This is a genomic window from Cohnella soli, assembly GCF_042655525.1.
GTDB classification, from domain to species: domain Bacteria; phylum Bacillota; class Bacilli; order Paenibacillales; family Paenibacillaceae; genus Cohnella; species Cohnella soli.
This window is the reverse complement of record NZ_JBHSMI010000015.1, coordinates 136,562-153,249: the sequence shown is the minus strand read 5'-3', so window position 1 is coordinate 153,249 and position 16,688 is coordinate 136,562. Positions and strand designations below refer to the sequence as shown.

Here is a 16,688-nt window from a genome sequence, read left to right as displayed (position 1 = left end):
GGATTACTTCAATACGGTCGCTTCCAATATCAGCGTTCCGGCGTATACGAGAACGAGGACGAGAATGCCGAGCAATGCGACAAATTTCGTTTTGAATACGGCCAGCATCATCAAGAGTCCCTTCATGTTAAGCATGGGACCGAACACCATAAACGCGACAAGCGAACCGCCGGTGAACGTATTCGCGAAAGATTGAGCGACAAACGCATCGGAGGTCGAACAGAGCGAAAGGACGAAACCCAAGCCCATCATCAGCAAATTCGCGTTGCCATATCCATGCCCTATTGCCGTTAAATGATTTTGGGCGACGAAAGTTTGCAACAGGCCGACCAATATCGATCCGAAGATCAAATATTTGCCCATATCGAAAAACTCTCCGACCGTGTGCCCCATCAACTCAATCATTTTGTTGGAAGACGAAGGGGCTTGATGAACATGATGTTCGGAAGGAACGGCATCGCGCTTGCCTTTTAACTGATCTTCCTTGATAAATCGGTAGACGATCAATCCAATAATGAGCGCGACGATAAAAGCGAGTCCCATCCTCCAATAGGCAATCTCCGGTCGATTTCGGAAAGCGATCAGCGTAGACCAAAACACAATCGGATTCAATATCGGCCCGACGAGAATAAAAGTCGTCGCGGCGTATAGCGGCATCCCTTTTTTGATCAGCTTGCGAATAGCAGGAACCATACCGCACTCGCATAATGGAAAAACGATTCCAAGAACGCTGGCGACGACAATACCCAACACAGGGCTTTGCGGAATGACCTTACGAATAACCGAATCGGGGACGAACACCTGAATCGACGCCGAAATCAGAACGCCGATAAGAATAAATGGCATGGCTTCAAGAAGAATGCTAATGAATACCGTCTTGAAAATTTGCAGCTTCGGATCGTTCACAATCGTCCCGGGCGCGTGGCTTGACCAAAAATAGAGCGCCAATATCGCCGCCAGGCTGATGCCTGCAAACATATTATGGTTTCGTTTCATCGGTTTCTTCCTTCGTTATGATAATTCGATCAGCCGCTCCATTAACCAAATTCCGCCCAACAACAAAGCGACCGAAGAACCCGCAATAACGACTCGCCGGGAAAATTTCCATCGGTGCAGTAGATACAATAACGGCAGTATTACCGCGACGATCGTAATCTGTACCGCCTCAATCCCCAGATTAAAGCTGATTAAGTCTACCGCCATCGAACTTTTCGGGATGTCCATTTCTTTCAGAATATCGGCAAACCCCATGCCGTGAATCAGACCGAAAACAAAAGTTAATACCCAACGGTATTTCACATTTCGATTCACGATATTATCAAAAGCAACGTAACAAATAGAGAGCGCGATAGCCGGCTCGACGATCATCGGAGGAACATTAATCCACCCCAATACCGTCAAGGACAAAGTTAAGCTGTGCGCGATCGTAAATGCGGTAATCATTGTCGCGTACTGCTTGAAGGTTTGTCTGGCAATAAGTAATGAGAACAGGAACAGCAGATGATCGTATCCGCCAAGAATATGATTCATGCCGAGTTTGAAGAAGGAATACCATCCCGAAATGCCCTCCGTCTCTACAACGGTTTGAGCTGTTTGATCGTCAATTGCAGCTTCTTCAGACGATGGCTGTTGCGAATCAACCTTCAACCTGGAATACTCGTTTTCCGTCAGAAGCATGCCCCAGGTGCGGTCCGATTTCGAAAAGGCCGCGGTGCTCTTCTGCGAACCGTAATTAACGGTGAGCAGATTAACATAATTGGTAGTTGCTTCGGTGTATAAGTTATCTATAAGTGATATCGGCTGTCCTGCGTTAGCCGGTGGATAAACAACCTTCAGGCGCAATTTTGAACCTTCTCCGTTACGATCAAGAACAAGGCTATCCACTTGGGTCCACTCCGTCGGCTCGCCGTTTATTTTCAACGTTAGCTTTTCCTTGAATACGGTTAACAGACGATCTTTGACAGCATCGAATTCTTCTTGTTCAAGCATGCCGTTATGATTGACATCTCCATTCGATAATTCGATGGCCGACAATTCGTCAATCGCGAATGTCATCTCCGTTTTCGTTTGATATAAATACAAAGTCGTGTAGCTTGCGCTATAAGCATGCGCATGAGCTTTCGGTATGAGCGGCAGCAAAAAAAGCAACAATGCAGACAATAAGAAACAACTGATTATTTTCGAAATCGTCTTTTGCTTGCCCATGATATCCCTCTTTTGCGAATCTTATGGCGAAGATAAGCCGGATGCCATTTTTGCGGAATGGCATCCGGCAATCTTCTATACCGTGAAGCTAACTGCTTATTTCAAAAACAGATTATAGATGGCTTGCGCCGCTTCGGCGCGTGTAGTCAAACCTTTCGGAACGAATTGCCCCGATGTGCGTCCATTAACCAAACCAAGGGCCGCCGCCGCATTCACTTCATTTTTCGCCCACGACGATATTGTTTTCGCATCGGTGAACGGATAATCCGCGTAAACGCCGAGCTTCTTGCCGTTTTTCAATTCGTAGGCTTTCATCAGCATCGTTGCCATTTCTTCGCGAGTAATTTGTCCTTTCGGATCGAAGATCGTCTCGCTTTTGCCTTTGACTAGTCCAGCTTCATACGCTTTACCGATCGTTTCCGCATACCATGCATCGGCGGAAACATCGGTGAACTTGGTCGTGCCGGTCGCCGTCAGCTTTAATCCGTCAACGAGCATCTTCGCGAATTCGGCGCGGGTGACAGGACGTTCCGGATCGAACTTCGTAGCGCTTGTACCCGTCAAATACAGCTTCGACGTTAATTCGTAAATCGCGCTCGCCGCCCAATAATTGCTTTTAACGTCGTCGAATGTCTTCTTGACCTCAAGTACCGCGTATTTACTGAAGTGATTGATCTGTGCGACCATCTCGCCCTTGTCGTAAACGCCGCCGACATATTCAAGGCTGCCATTGTCGGCGATATAGTAGATGCCCGCTTTTTTCGGGTCGACGGACGGATCCACTTTCAACCTAATGATCATCGGTTGATCGAATTGCGTCAGGGGGTACGTTTTCCCGGTAGCGGTTGTGACCGACAAACTGAATTCGTACACTTCTCCCGCATGTTTAATGCTCCCGCGAACGTTCTCTTCGCCTTTGCCGATGATTTGATTCGCTTCTTTCTGAGTAAGAGGAACCATGCTTAACGAAATCGTGCTATTTTTGATTTCTTCTTTCGTAAGCTTGTCCTCAAGCTGTTTCAGCAGAACCGATGGAACATCCAATGTGATGTTTCCGGTCTTCAATTCCAGCTTGTTCTGTCCGAGCAATTCAGCGGCATTCGCAGGCAGTTTCACGACGGTCGTCTCTTTCGGAACCTCAACGATCGCCATGCCGCCGGAGACTCTGCCCAGCAGTTTATCCGGTGCGATCACATATGGCTTATCCGTATTGCCGCCATTGTTGCCGTTGTTGCCGTTGTTGCCGTTGTTGCCGTTGTTGCCGTTGTTGCCGTTGTTGCCGTTGTTGCCTCCGTTAGCTTCAACGGTTACGGTATACGTCGACTTCGTAGTACCGTCCTGCGCTGTGACGATGACTTTGTTTCCCGTTGCCAAAGTCGTCGCTTTGGTCGTACCGTTCGCATCGTAAACCTCGAAGGTTGCGTTTGCCGCAGGCGTAATCGCCGCCTTCAATGCCGCCAATGTCGTTCCGTACGGTACCGTGATCGTCTTCGCATTTTCGACTACCGTACCGAGCGTCGAAGTCAGTGACGCATCTGAGCTAAGTTCTTGAGCCAATACGGTTACGGTATACGTCGCCTTTGTCGTGCCGTCTTGCGCAGTAACGATGACTTTGCTTCCCGTTGCCAGCGCCGTTGCAACTGTCGTTCCGTCTGCGTTGTACACTTCGAAAGTTGCGTTCACCGCTGGCGTAATCGCCGTCTTCAATGTTGCTAATGTCGTTCCGTACGGTACTGTGATTGTCTTCGCACTTTCGCTTACCGTACCGAGCGTCGAAGTTAACGTTGCGTCGTTACTTGCTCCATCAGAAACTTTTTTCATCAACCGGGTATCGCCTACCCTCAGTTGCGTGCCGGATGCGGCTTTCGCCGTGTAAGCGACGACTTCGAGCGTCTCACCGTTTTTAAGAATCGGGATCGGTCCGCTTTGGTTGATAATATATCCGTCGACGAATACGAGCAGATCACCGCTGCCGTCATTCATCACATAAGATGGAGACAAATCGTTCGCTTTGCTGGCGTCAACGACTTTACCCGTTACTTTCACGAGTTGTCCTTGATAGATGTCTTCTGTTGCCTCTTTTGTCGTCAGGACACGCGGTGCTAGCGGCGTACCGCCTGAGCTGATCTTGACTACGCTCTTATCAAAGCTGCCGAACTCAACCTCGAAGTTATTGTCGTATATTTTGATATGGCCATATACGCGGACGGTGTCGCCCACCTTCAAGGAGTTGTCAGGCACTTCGTTAAAGGCCATGATTCCGCCGGTCTCGTCCTGCAGGTAGAATGCATCGAAGAATACGCCCGCGGCGCTCGTTACTTTACCTTGGACGACAACTTCCGTACCTTCGGTAAACGTACGGGCAGTGCCGATTTTCGTAACTTTCGGCTCAAGATGAGCCAACCAATCGACGACTTTTACCGAGAACGGCGTGTTATTCGTCGGTCCGTCATTTTGCGTCATCTGCTTGTCGTTGAAAATATTCATACCAGCCACGAAGATTCTGCCGCTGCCGATTTCCTCGGTTGCCGCCAGCGGTATAGCCGTTCCGCCGGTTACGTCTGTCAACGCTGGCCCAGTCGGTGCTTTGGATGTTTGGCTATTGTAAGTGAACGAATCAGGCTTGAGAACGGCCGCGCTTTGGAAAGTCGTTTCGTTACCGCGAGCAACGATTGTAACCGATCCTCCGTCGGTCAACGCGACCTTTTTGCCTGTTCCGTCATTTTTAGCCAAGCTCGCGCCGCTGTAGTAATCCAACAACGGGATGAAGTCGGTCAAACCGTTGTCCACCGGCGACAGATGAAGCCGGACGGAATAGTTCGAAGTGAGCGGCGTACCCCAGAAGTTGCCGCTGGACGTTTCGTCAAATACGCCGTCGTTATTGATAAGAATGCTTGAACCAATGCCTGACAATAATGTGTTCAAGTTCTGAGGCGTTCCGCCGTTATTGCTCTTCTCCGTCATCAACACCGACTTACCGGATTGGACGAATTGATTAACTGCTGCAATTTCCGTGTCGTTATATACGCTGGAAGGATGCGTAATAATCAATACCGAGACATTTTGCAGCAAAGCATCGGAAAGCGTCGCTGTATTTTCTACAACCGTATACCCTTGTTGTTTCAGCGTGCTCGACAAGGTTTTCAGGTTGTCTTTGTACGTACCTGTATCCTTGGTCGTATTCTCGTTGTTATGCGAAGCATCGATCATGATCGTCTTGCCATTCGGTGCTTTAACGGTAAGCGACTGCTCATACTTGTAGGCAGTCAGATCATTGCCGTCGCCCGCTTCCAGCGTAACAATCAGCTTATGCTCGCCAGGTTTCGGATTCGTCCATTTGACCGAAGCCGGGTTGGAAGCGTTCGCCGGAAGGGAAGAGATCAACGCGTCTCCGATCAAATGATTGGAGTCCACGCTGTCGTAATAGAAGTGAACCGTCAGGTTGTTGACGTTAACCGATCCTTGGTTGCTAAGATTTGCGTTCAGGGTGGCTTCAACACCACCGACAAGCGCCCCTCCGGCAACGTCGACGTTACTCACTTTAACGGACAGCGGCTCCACAGGCGACCAGATTGGCGAAGAATATACGCGATCTCCGTCTTTGAGCGTGACTTTAACGACAAACCATTGCTGCCCGCCGCCAACGATTACGTTTGGTTTCCAACTAAATGTCGGAGAATCCGTCGTCGGGGTGAATGTTTGGATCGCGACCCCGCCGTTCGTAATCAATTCCACTTTCGCCACATTCGGGTTAGTCGGATTGCTGTATTTCGGATCACCCGGGCTGTATACGGTCTCGCTGCCTCTGATATCAAATGTCAGGGATTTGGAGTCAACGGTCGAGCCCATGTAATATCCATTTGCAAGCACATCAAGTTTGTAGTTCTGATCTTCCGTGAAATAAACATGCATTTTGCGCATGGCATCCATCAACGCATCCTGCGTCAGTTCTTTCGAGACGATAACGGTACGTCTCTTCGTTTGTCCCCATGTGGCATCATGATTATCTTCGCCATAGGTTGGGGAGACATGCCATCCCAGATCCAACGCGCTATAAAACTTCTTATCCGCATTCTCGTATGCATATTTGCCGGAACCGTTGCCGACTTCTAGCATCGTAAACAGCTTGTCGACGTTTTTGTCATACGGAATAAAATTGTCAAAAGCATTCGCCGACATCGCCGGATGGTTGAATTGCGCAACGATATCGTCATACGTCAACGTCCAGTTATAGTAATTCAGAAGCTTCTGGTACTGTCCGCCCTCTTCAACACGGTCAATAAAATTCTTCGTACCGAAAACGTTAGAGTGTCCCCACGTTGTCGATGTCATTTCGAACGCCGGGAACACGACGAATTTATTCGCTTGAGCGGCATTGTATTGATCCGCCAAGTCTTTCGTCAGCTGCCAATCCGCGCCACCTTTACGCTCCTTCATTCCATTGTGGTCGACCGTATCCGTGCCAACCAATTTGGAGTCGATGTCGTGCGAGTGGTCGGAGAAAGCGAAATAATCATAGCCGTGATTCAGCGCTGCTTTCAACGCATCTTCAGGAGTACCCGCAGCATCGTGTGAAATATTCGTGTGGTTATGGGTGGTACCATAGTAATGGTTGCCTCCCGTAAACCTTTCCGCAATTGTGAATTTCCAAGTCGCGGAAGAAGGCAGCCCGCCTGAATCTTTTGCCGTTACCGTCACGGTATGTTCACCGATGTTCAAATCCTGAGTAAGAACGAGTTTGATTTCTCCCGTTGACTGAGCAACTTTAGACGAGTAATCGATACCGTCTACTTTAATCGTCAGAGAGTTTGGATCCACGCCAGCGACGTCGCTCATAGAAACGGATATCGTCGGGTGCTGCGATTCGATGCTTTCACCGTTCGCCGGAACAAAATTGAAGAAATCCGGTCCGATCGTTTTGACGACTACATTCAGTTGTTCCGGAGTTGCCGAGCTTTTGTAATACACTGGGCTATCCGCGCCTTGCGCCTCGATATAGTAGTCAATTTTGCCGGCAGCAGTCAGCTTCGGAATACTTGCCGTATAATTCAAACCATTCGCGCTAGCCATAGCTATCGCGGTATACGACGGGTCGGCCGCTTTTTTATAATGCAAAACAACTGAATCCGCGTATTTCGCAATAACAGTAACAGGAATAGCGTAGTTTACGAAAGTGCTCGTAGGCGGCGTGTGCTCCAGCTTTAAGTCCCCGCGAACGTCAGAGGCGGTTCTTGGAAGCAACACGTATCCGCTCGTATACGGCGCGACCATTTTGGATTGCACGACGATGCCGGTAAACTTGTACGATTCGCCTTTGTTCAACATTCCGATCGCACCGGTATTTTCGAGAATCCTTACCGTTGCCATTTTGCCGGAATCGTCGACAACCGTCACATCATAGTTAGGGCCTGTCGCCGGTTTATTGTCTACTTTGGCTCGCAGAGATACTAATGTTCCTTCCAACGGCTCCATTTTGGCGAAGCTGCTCATATCCTCTACATTGATCGCTTTCACGCCCGGCACGGGATTGCCCGTATTCACGATTGTAATTGCCGCAGGAACGAATTGTGTTGTCCCCGCCGTAAACATGACGTGCCCGTCGATTTTCAGCTTATCCCCGACTTGAAGTGCAGCAGGAACTTTCCCATCGAGAACATTGATGCCTCCGGTGGCGTCTTGGAGGTAGAAGTTCGTACTTTCCGTGCCAACGACGTTGTTGCCAACCGTAACAACGCCTTCGATCGTCGCGTTATACCCTTGGTTGATCGGCTTGCCGTTGGCATCGCTCGTACGCAATTCCCCGATATTTGTTGTTGCGTTTACGTAAGTGCTGTCGTTCACGCGCGCATAGCTGCTTTCTTTCGAAACGGGTTGAGTCGTATCCGTATGAGTCAAATATACCGACTTGTTGTTGCCCGGATTCGAAAAACTTAATGTGAAGGAACCATTGGCAGCAGCTGTAGCCGTTTCGGAAACGCCGGATACTACCCCGTTGTTTTCCAGATAAGCCTTCACGGTCGACGAAGGCGGAACTGAACCTGCCGCACCCGCAACAGTGGCTGTGCCTCCTGCTTGGGTGAACGTCACTTTCGTCGCATCCGGAGAAACCATGTAATTGGAATTGCGGATGATAATATTTTCCGGAGCACCGTTGGCCGCGTACACGGGGCTGTTCAGAACAAAATCTTTGGACACATCCGATTTCGTAAACGTTCCGTTGCCCATGCCAATCGCGACTCTTGGATCCGATCCAATGTCCGTCTTGCGAAGAAGAGTTCCACCGCTAATTGAGCCGTCGATGAATCCATTTCCCCAATACAACGGGTTTTTGAAATTTCCAGCAGCGTTGGAGTATGCGAACAAATCTACGAGATTCGGATCGTCTGTCCCTGTAATCGCCGTTGTTTTCTGCGAAAGTCCGATTGCTCCGCCTGTGCTTGCGCTAGGATTCAACGTCGTCGTCACATCGGTTTTAACCGGAAGAGGTTTGTCCGTTACCGATGTGCCCGAGGCACCGCCGATTAGGAAGTATCCATGGGCTTTGATGGTGCCGGAAAGTGCTTGGCCGTTGCCGAACTTCATCGTACTGGCGGATGAGTAAGCAATCGACCAGCCGTCGAGGCTGATGTCTTCATTCGTTCGGTTGTACAGTTCGAAAAACTTCTGCGTATAGAACGCGCCTCCGTTGCCGCCACTGACATACAACTGGCTAAAAACAACGTCGCCGGGTTGATAGATCTTCGCCCCTGAGCCGGGGAGCTGCACGGAAACTTTACCGCTCTCATCTTTACCGGATTCAACTGTCGACACATAAACTGTCGTTTTCGACTGCGGATTAGCCAGCGAGATGTTGAATGCACCGTTCGGATCAGCCTTGCCTGTGGCAGCAGGAACCGTATCGGTAGAACCGAAGTACACATGAACTGCCGCATCAGCTTTCACTGCGCCCGCAGCGCCGTCAACATGCGTAAAGTCCGAGAACGTGATTTGGGCTGTAACCGGATTGGCGGACTTCGCCAAACTGATGAGCACTTTGCCGCTCTCGGCTTTGCCATCTTCTTTCGCCGAAACGTTGACTTTCTTGAGCGACGACGGATTCGCGATCGTTATCGTGAAAGAGCCGTCGGCATTTGCCGTCCCCGTACCTGCGACGGAACCGTCCTCATAAAACACGTTAACGGCAGCATTCGCTGCCACGGCATCGGCTGCTCCCGAAACAGTGTTCATGTTCGGGAAGCTTAATTTTGTCGAATTGGGATTAGCCGTAACTTGCTGGCCCGGACTCGGATCGGGGTCAGGATTTGAACCGTCCAAGGAGGTGCCGGAAATGACGATTTCTGCAATCCGACTCGTACCCGTGCTAGTAATCGAACCATTGCTTTGGGATGTAGTCCCGTTAACAACCCATCTGAGGAACACGATTGATTTATTTTCCGCGCCCGGTAATGGCACGTCCGTCAGCGAACCTCCGCCGGACCAAGAATTAGCCGTTGCAGACATGGTTACAGTTCCATTGCTGACAGGTACCCAGTTACCATCGGGACTTGATCTGTATTCCAAACTAAAATTTTTCGGACCATTCCCATTGCTGGTTTGCTTCGAAGAAACCGTAATATTCGTATATCCGGTTGTTTCAAATGACACTTGCCAGTAAGGCGATGGATTATTCCATGCGTTTGCCGATGCTACGCTAGTTCCACTCACAGGTCCACTTGAAAAAGCGGTCCAACTGGCGCCGGAGAGAGTCAATTTCTTGTCGTCATTCATCGTCAATCCGCCAGCAGTTGTCGATACCTCTGGAGAACTGCCCGTCCCTGCCCACTTCGCTATAACGGTCGGAGCCGAAGCCGCGTTCGCATTCCGAATCCATCCGTTCTGCAACATTATCGACATAACCATCGTTACAATGATAGCGAGGCTTAGCCATTTTTTATTTCGATTCATGATCTTGTACACTCGCATGTACACCTCCGAAAATGAGATCAGCTGAAGTTCATTGCCCGGTTACCTAAATTGTGGTAAATTAGAAAAGGTATCTTCGGAACGACAAAAAAAGTCCATGCCGAAAGAAACCCCCGAGCCGATTATCCGTGCGCCCGCCAAAGCTACCGGAAATCGGCTTTTGTGTTGATCAGCCCCCTTATTGTAGGCATCGTTGAACCAGTTGCAACTTCGAGTTGCCAAAATTGAACAAATGTAAAAAACAAAATATAGCAAATGTAACTCCCAAGATCAATATAACGGACAACCCATCAACCTGTAAACTAAAACTAATTGATTTTTTCAAAGTATCGACAAGCCGTTTTCGAATAGGTTTAACGCCCAGTTTACAATTATGTAATCCCTTTCACGATTTTGAATTTTCAAATGCGGAAATCGTGCGATTATTTACAGATCAGGCCATTTAAATGTGAAACTTCGTCAATTAATGTATAAATCATCCATTCATATTTAATCGTCTGATTACAAAAAAAAGTCGCGGGCTCCCAACGGGTCCGCGACTTTTTTAATCGTTCAAACGTAATGTATCCATCTTGGCTTTGTTCGCTTTCCGCTTTTCCCTGCGTTTCGCCTTGTATGCGTTCAGACTGTAGCGAATGGGGAAGTAACAAAGCAACCCCAACAAGATGCCGTCGACGATACCTCCGACGATCAACTTCAAATTCGTATAAAGTAGACGATTAATCCATTCCGGAACTACCGGGATATGAATGCTAAAATGGCTTGGCAAAATCCATCCGCCCATGATCGAATTTGGGTACATCATCGGAATGTAGATAATTTTACCGAAGACGAAACCGATTAACGCGGCGGGCAGATTCCCTCTTAGCAAGTAACAGAGCGGAAAAATAAGCACGAAAGCGAAGCCAAGTGTCGGTAACGTAAACATCTCTATGGCAATACCGATGGCGAACCCCATCGCGACGATGGAGGCGCCGCCCTTCTCGCGAAGCAGCATCTTGTACTTGTACTTCAACCAACGGCCGACACGGGTAAGACGTTGCTTCAATCGCATAAGTCGCTCCTTAAGTTTTACCTTCAACCGTCTTTACTTTCACATTTGGCAGCAACTTGTGCGGATTAACCGTTCGATGGATCGGCCAAGTATCCGGATTCTCGGAGTCGAACTGTTCCAAATAAGCAATGACTTCTTTGGTCAGTGCGGTCGGCGTAGATGCGCCGGACGTGACTGCGACTCTCTCCAGTCCTCTCAGCCAATCCAATTGAATCTCGGATACGTCGGCAACGCGGTAAGCCGGTACGTCGGCAATTTCTTGCGACACTTGCGCCAGTCTATTCGAGTTATTGCTTCGGGGGTCTCCGACAACGATGCATAATTGTGCTTGACCGGCTTGTTCCGCAACGGCTTCTTGTCTTACTTGGGTCGCTAGACAGATTTCGTTATGAATTTCTGCGGACGGAAACGCTTGAAGAAGCAGAGCCATCAGATGTTTGATATCCCATTGAGACATCGTCGTCTGATTCGTAATAATAATACGTGTCGTATCGAGTCGAAGTTTCGCGATATCTTCTTCCCTCTCGATCAGATGCACATGGCCGGGCGCGATACCGATGGCACCTTCCGGCTCGGGGTGATTTTTCTTGCCGATATAGATCACTTCGTAGCCGTCGCCGACTTTCTCGCGTATGAGATCGTGCGTCTTCGTCACGTCAGGGCAAGTCGCGTCCACGACTGTTAACCCTTTCTCTTTCGCCCGCATGCGAACTTCCGGAGATACGCCGTGCGCAGTGAAAATGACGGTGCCTTTCTCGATTTTCTCCAAAATTTCGAGTCGATCGTTGCCGTCTAGCGTTATGATGCCTTCGTCCTTGAACGCTTCCGTTACATGGCTATTATGAACGATCATACCCAAAATATAAATCGGACGCGGAAGATCCAAGTTGCGCGCAGTTTGCAGCGCGAGCACCATGGCGTCCACAACACCGTAGCAATAGCCCCTCGGGGATATTTTGACGACTTCCATGACATGCGCCTGCTTTCTTGTCCGCCGACCGGGTTCGTTGCCCCATGACCTTGGACGTATTGACTGTGATTCTATTATAACGGATTCCGACAACCGAAGAAAGGCAAGGAGAACGTCGAAGAAGGCAATTCAGTGACCCGGCGCAGTTGAAAAAATTGCCGTTGCTTCTCGAACAACTAGACGGTGCTCGAAACCAATCGTTTGGCTGCAATTTTTCACATACATTCGGCCATGGTCCCTACGCGATTGGTGCTTCTCGTACAACAATCCCCCCCTCAAATTCACATACAAGCTAAAGCCCCGCGGGAGAGAATAGCGTTACGGGATCACCCTATCGACTACTCCGGTGCCTGTTGAAGGGCAAATAAAGTTACGGCGTAACTTTATTCCATACAAGCCCCCCCCCTAATATGCTCCTGTTGAATACCAATAACGTTATGCCACCCTCTTATTCGCGCCGCCGACGCCATTTCTGGACGAATAAAACTGTGCCATAGCGCTATTCCGCTGCATATCGGACTTTTGTTAGTCAATTGTGCCGTCGTTGAAAAAAATAAAACAGCAACGGAACAAGACTCGAAAATAAAGCCGTGAACCGCCGCTGTTCATCAATCGAGCATCCATTTCTACTCAACTTCAATCACTTTACTTTCCCTCGGCAACGTCACTGGCAGCCATAACGTAAACGCGGTCCCTTCGCCAAGCCGGGTCCTCACCTCGAATTTGCCGCCATGCATGTCGCCGATCCATTTGGCGATCGACAGCCCGAGGCCTGTTCCCGAAGTTTCTCCTCGCGAGACGTCAACCCGGTAAAACCGTTCGAAAATGTGTGGAACTTCTTCCGTACGAATGCCGATTCCGGTGTCGGCAACCGTCAGGCCAACTAAGTCGCCGGAGCGTGCCGCATAAAGTCTTACTGTCCCCGACGGCGTGTATTTGAATCCGTTCTCGATCAAGATAAACAACAATTGAAGCAAATAATCCCGATTACCCCTCACATGAACGTCTTCGAGCGCCTCAAGCGGACCAACAGCCCATTCCGCCTTACGGGGAAGGAAGTACGCCCTGCGCGCAGCTTCTTCTGCCAACGGACGGAGCGGTACGTCCTCCATCTCAACGACATACCCCGCATCAGCGCGGGCAAGGGCGAGTAGATCGTTCACGAGTCGACTCATCCTTCTCGCTTCATCGGCGATATCGCGTATCGATTCAAGCGACATATCCCGTTTCTCAGCTTCGGATAGCAGTGTAGAGTTCCCAACAGTTCCTTGCTCCAGTTGCCCGGCAGTTTCGTTCCATATTTTTTCCAACAGATCGATATTGCCCCGAATCGTCGTCAGCGGTGTCCGTAGCTCGTGCGATGCGTCCGATACAAAGCGACGCTGGGCGGTATTCGACTCTTCCAAGCTTTTGTATGCCCGCTCCACGCCGGAAATCATATCGTTTAACGTATCGGTCAGTCGACCGATCTCGTCGTTCGGTCGCTCCCGTGGAATGCGCAAGCTAAGCTCCGAACCGCCCTGAATGCGCTGCGCCGCTTCCGTCACGCGGTTAATCGGTGCCAGCACCTTTCGCGATAATAGCATACCGATCAGGAATGCAGCGAACACGCCGGCTACGCCGGAAAACCACAAGATAGTGCGCAGCCGCGTTAAGAACAGCATTTCCGGCCTTGAGTAGGCGCCGATCTGTAGCAATCCGACGACGTCGTTGTTAAGCTTAAGAGGAGCCTCCATAATATAAAACGGAATGCCATTCACTACCGCATTTACGAAGCGAGGCGTGTCGAAATGAATCTGGTCCTGTTTCGGGAACTCGAACGAGAATCCATCACTTTGGGCGTCCGCCATCATATTCCGCGATTTCTTATCGACAACGCCTTGAAGGGAGCCTGTGTAATTCACGACTTGCATGTAGATGTTGCTGTACGTAATCCCTCGCGGCGTATCCACCCGGACTTCGAGGTCCTGGTCCGGCGTAATTCGCACGCCTGTCACTTCGTACACTTGTTTCATCTGGGTGCGCAAGCCGCCCATTGTATTGCTTTTTACGACGCCATAAAGAATAATGCCGAAAGCAACCAATGCGAGCGCAAGCACGCCCGAATACCACAACGTCAACCGCAGCCGGATGGACATCTCAGCTGTCTCCCTTCAACACGTAACCGGCGCCCCGCACCGTCTGGATAAGACGTTTCTCCCCGCCCTCTTCGAGCTTCTGCCGAAGCATAGCGACATACACCTCGAGCACATTGGACTCCCCGCTGTAATCGTAGCCCCAGATTCGCTCCATGATGAGGTCGCGAGACAACACCCTTTTCGGATTTTGCATAAACAAATGCAACAAGTCGAACTCCTTCGCAGTCAGATCAATCCTGCGATCGTTCCTAAGTGTTTCCCTGCCGTCCACATCGAGCAGCAAATCTTCATACTTGTACTGTCCGCCGCTCTCCGGCTTGTCCGATTTTCTGCGCAGCAACGCTCTAACCCGCGCCATTAGTTCTTCCAACGCAAACGGCTTCACCAAATAATCGTCCGCACCCAGGTCAAGACCGCGCACCCGATCCGTTACGTCGTCCTTGGCCGTCAGCATAAGCACAGGCGAGGCGACCCCTGCCTCTCTCAGTCGACGGCATACTTCCCATCCGTCCATCTTCGGCATCATAACATCAAGGATAACGAGATCCGCTTGACGCCCGGCAAGCTGCTTCAGTCCTTCTGCCCCATCCGGCGCCGTCGTCACTTCATATCCTTCGAATGCAAGGCTGCGTCTAAGCAACGCCGTTATTTTCTCATCATCATCAATCACTGCAATATGAGGTCTCACCGACAATGCCTCCCTTTACGCCGAAAAGCGGGATGACCAGCGATCGGCATCCCGCTTGTTCCCGGCTTCGCGACTATTCGTTATTGTTGCTGCGGCTGGTAGTCGTTTTTGTTGCCGATCGTCACTGTAATCTCGATTTCTTTGCCGTTACGGAGAACGGCCAACTTCGCTTTATCTCCGACATTCTTCTTCTGGATGGCGGCGATCAAATCCTCTTTTGTTTTGTATGCCGTGCCGTCCATTCCCGTAATCACGTCATATTGGCGCAAGTCGGCTTTGTACGCCGGCGTGTTAAAAGCAATCTCGCGAACGAACGAGCCCTTCGTATTCTCGTCGATTTCCAGACGTTTGGCGATGTCCGGCGTGACGTCCTGCAGCGTTGCTCCGATGAAAGGAACCGGCTTCTGTGGAATTTTCGTGTTGCTCTTCAGGTTGTCAAGCACTTCGGTGATTGTGCTCGTCGGAATCGCGAACCCGATGCCTTGCGCCTGGGAGCTGACCGCAGTATTAATACCGATGACTTCGCCTTGCAGGTTCAGCAGCGGCCCGCCGGAGTTACCCGGGTTAATCGAAGCGTCCGTCTGCAGCAAGTGCTCGTAGTTGCGAGTTCCATTCGTATCAGGGATGCTGATCTTACGCTCGTTGGAGCTAAGCACGCCGACCGTCACCGTATGCTCGAAGCCGTACGGATTGCCGATCGCAACCACCCAGTCGCCCATGTTTAAGCTGGACGAATCGCCGAGTTTAAGCGTCGGGAAGTTGCTTCCTTCAATTTTCAGAACCGCAAGGTCAAGATCGTAGCTCGATCCGAGCAATTTCGCCGTGTACGGCGTGTCGTGCCCTTCAATCGTAACCATGATTTTGCTTGCACCGTTAATCACGTGCTGATTCGTCAAGATGTAACCGGTCGAGTCGAAAATAAATCCGGAACCCATGCCGCTTGGTTGAGCGTCTTGCTGACTGTTTCCGTCGCTGCCGTTGCCTCCGTTACCGCCGTTACCATTTCCCCCGAAATCATCTCCGAAAAACTGGCGGAAGAAATCGTCATCCCACGTGCTGCCGCCGTTGTTTTGCTGTGCCGGCGCATAGGTCTCGATTTTGACGACCGCAGGAGATGATTGCTCGAAGATTTTCGCGATATTGTTCGGCCGAACGACGTCGCCCGAGTTGCCGACAGGATTGCTTACCGGCTTGGCCGTCGCTTCCTGCGTATGAGAAGTGCCGGTGACGTTCACATCCGAGAACCAATTTTGTTTATCGGCCGCATACATCAAACCGCCGACGGCGATAACTCCCACCAGGAAAGCGATGAATATCGCGCGGAACGATGTACGTCTTGGAGGTTGAGCTCCCCATTCTCCGCGTGGTGCACCGCCGGATACGGTGAAGGGCCGGTACTCCTTGGAAGGTGAAGAGGAGATATCGATCGCCGCCTGAGACTCTGCCGGCCTATACTCGGACGGGCCGTAAGTCTGTGAAGGCGTTCCCGAACCGCCGAACGGTCCGAATGTGTATGGCTCGCTCTCTCTGCGCGCTTCCGCGTAAGGGTCCGCTTTTTTCTCCTGGTCATATGCAAAGCCTTGCAGCTCTTCGTCTTTTTTGTTGTGTTCGTCCATATGGTTAGCCTCCTTGCGCCGTTTATTGCCGGCGACGTTCTGAACTTCATAATCG

8 protein-coding genes are annotated in these 16,688 nt (G+C 50.4%); all 8 read right to left on the bottom strand.

What is annotated here, in order from left to right; genetic code table 11:
* Positions 1-3: 3 nt before the first annotated feature.
* The 8 genes from ACFPOF_RS08635 to ACFPOF_RS08600 all read right to left on the bottom strand — a co-directional run bounded on the left by ACFPOF_RS08635 (position 4) and on the right by ACFPOF_RS08600 (position 16,633).
* Positions 4-996 (bottom strand): permease, encoded by a 993-nt coding sequence (locus tag ACFPOF_RS08635; protein ID WP_378131599.1) that lies wholly within the window; start codon positions 994-996, stop codon positions 4-6.
* A gap of 15 nt (positions 997-1,011) precedes the next feature.
* Positions 1,012-2,205, bottom strand: a complete 1,194-nt coding sequence (locus ACFPOF_RS08630; RefSeq protein ID WP_378131597.1) for a HupE/UreJ family protein — start codon at positions 2,203-2,205, stop codon at positions 1,012-1,014.
* A gap of 96 nt (positions 2,206-2,301) precedes the next feature.
* Positions 2,302-10,161 (bottom strand): S-layer homology domain-containing protein, encoded by a 7,860-nt coding sequence (locus tag ACFPOF_RS08625; protein ID WP_378131595.1) that lies wholly within the window; start codon positions 10,159-10,161, stop codon positions 2,302-2,304.
* A gap of 550 nt (positions 10,162-10,711) precedes the next feature.
* On the bottom strand, positions 10,712-11,221 hold the full coding sequence (locus ACFPOF_RS08620; protein ID WP_378131593.1) for a DUF2062 domain-containing protein: 510 nt from the start codon (positions 11,219-11,221) through the stop codon (positions 10,712-10,714).
* Positions 11,222-11,231: 10 nt separating this feature from the next.
* Complete coding sequence (locus ACFPOF_RS08615; protein ID WP_378131591.1) at positions 11,232-12,191, bottom strand: 4-hydroxy-3-methylbut-2-enyl diphosphate reductase; 960 nt, start codon at positions 12,189-12,191, stop codon at positions 11,232-11,234.
* A 626-nt stretch (positions 12,192-12,817) separates the two neighbouring features.
* On the bottom strand, positions 12,818-14,329 hold the full coding sequence (locus ACFPOF_RS08610) for a sensor histidine kinase (protein ID WP_378131589.1): 1,512 nt from the start codon (positions 14,327-14,329) through the stop codon (positions 12,818-12,820).
* Position 14,330: 1 nt separating this feature from the next.
* Entirely contained in the window at positions 14,331-15,017 is a 687-nt protein-coding gene (locus ACFPOF_RS08605; RefSeq protein WP_378131588.1) for a response regulator transcription factor, read from the bottom strand.
* 80 nt (positions 15,018-15,097) lie between these two features.
* Entirely contained in the window at positions 15,098-16,633 is a 1,536-nt protein-coding gene (locus tag ACFPOF_RS08600) for a S1C family serine protease (RefSeq protein ID WP_378131586.1), read from the bottom strand.
* Positions 16,634-16,688: the final 55 nt, after the last annotated feature.

Coding starts and splice junctions, on each gene's coding strand:
- ACFPOF_RS08635 (WP_378131599.1), bottom strand. CDS start 996: ATGAAACGAAACCATAATATGTTTGCAGGCATCAGCCTGGCGGCGATA.
- ACFPOF_RS08630 (WP_378131597.1), bottom strand. CDS start 2,205: ATGGGCAAGCAAAAGACGATTTCGAAAATAATCAGTTGTTTCTTATTG.
- ACFPOF_RS08620 (WP_378131593.1), bottom strand. CDS start 11,221: ATGCGATTGAAGCAACGTCTTACCCGTGTCGGCCGTTGGTTGAAGTAC.
- ACFPOF_RS08615 (WP_378131591.1), bottom strand. CDS start 12,191: ATGGAAGTCGTCAAAATATCCCCGAGGGGCTATTGCTACGGTGTTGTG.
- ACFPOF_RS08610 (WP_378131589.1), bottom strand. CDS start 14,329: ATGTCCATCCGGCTGCGGTTGACGTTGTGGTATTCGGGCGTGCTTGCG.
- ACFPOF_RS08600 (WP_378131586.1), bottom strand. CDS start 16,633: ATGGACGAACACAACAAAAAAGACGAAGAGCTGCAAGGCTTTGCATAT.